The sequence below is a fragment of the Pseudomonas sp. EL_65y_Pfl1_R83 genome, assembly GCF_963970695.1.
Classification (GTDB): domain Bacteria; phylum Pseudomonadota; class Gammaproteobacteria; order Pseudomonadales; family Pseudomonadaceae; genus Aquipseudomonas; species Aquipseudomonas tritici.
Map to the genome: position 1 here is coordinate 1 of NZ_CAXAQI010000060.1, position 834 is coordinate 834.

Consider the following 834-nt stretch of genomic DNA (forward strand, 5'->3'; position numbering starts at 1 on the left):
CCGTCGGGCGCGCGGATATTGGCGAAGCCGTCCGTGCTTTTGCGGTCGACCTGCTGAAATAAGGCTCGAGCGGTCGGGGCTGATCGGGCGCTCAGCAGCGCTCGACATAGCCGCGATACCAATCCACGAAACGGGGCACGCCGACATCGATCGAGGTGGTCGGTGCGAAGCCGAGGTCGTGCTGGATCGCGCTGATGTCGGCGAAGGTATCGGGCATGTCGCCCGGCTGCATCGGCGCGTTGATGCGGATGGCGGGCTTGCCGCACGCCGCCTCGATCAGGTCGATCAGCCGGTCGAGCCGTTCCGAGCGGTGGTTGCCGATATTGTAGAGCCGGTGCGGGGCCGGGCTGCCGCCGGCCTTGATGCTGCCGTCATCGGCAGGCGGATGGTCGAGGCAGGCGACGATCCCGGCAACGATATCGTCGATATAGGTGAAATCGCGCCGCATATCGCCGTGATTGGACACCTGGATCGGGCGACCTTCGAGGATCGCGCTGGTGAACAGCCACATCGCCATGTCGGGCCGCCCCCACGGCCCATAGACGGTGAAGAAGCGTAACCCCGTTTGCGGCAGGCGATAGAGATGCGCGTAGGTTTCGCTCATCAACTCGTCGGCGCGCTTGGTCGCGGCGTAGAGCGACAAGGGGCGGTCGGCGCGGTCGTCGACCTTGAAGGGTACGCTCGCATCGCCGCCATAGATGGACGAGGACGACGCATAAACGAGATGCGCCACGCCGCGCTGCCGCCCGAGTTCGAGCAGGTTGAGGTGCCCGGCGATGTTCGAATGGATATAGACGCGCGGATTGTCGATCGAATAGCGCACCCCGGCCTGCG

At 65.2% G+C, this 834-nt stretch carries 1 protein-coding gene; it reads right to left on the minus strand.

The annotated features are described in order from the left end of the window. Nucleotides 1-91: 91 nt before the first annotated feature. On the minus strand, nucleotides 92-834 hold a 743-nt coding region (locus AACY08_RS27580), incomplete at its 5' end, for an NAD-dependent epimerase/dehydratase family protein (protein ID WP_339472274.1).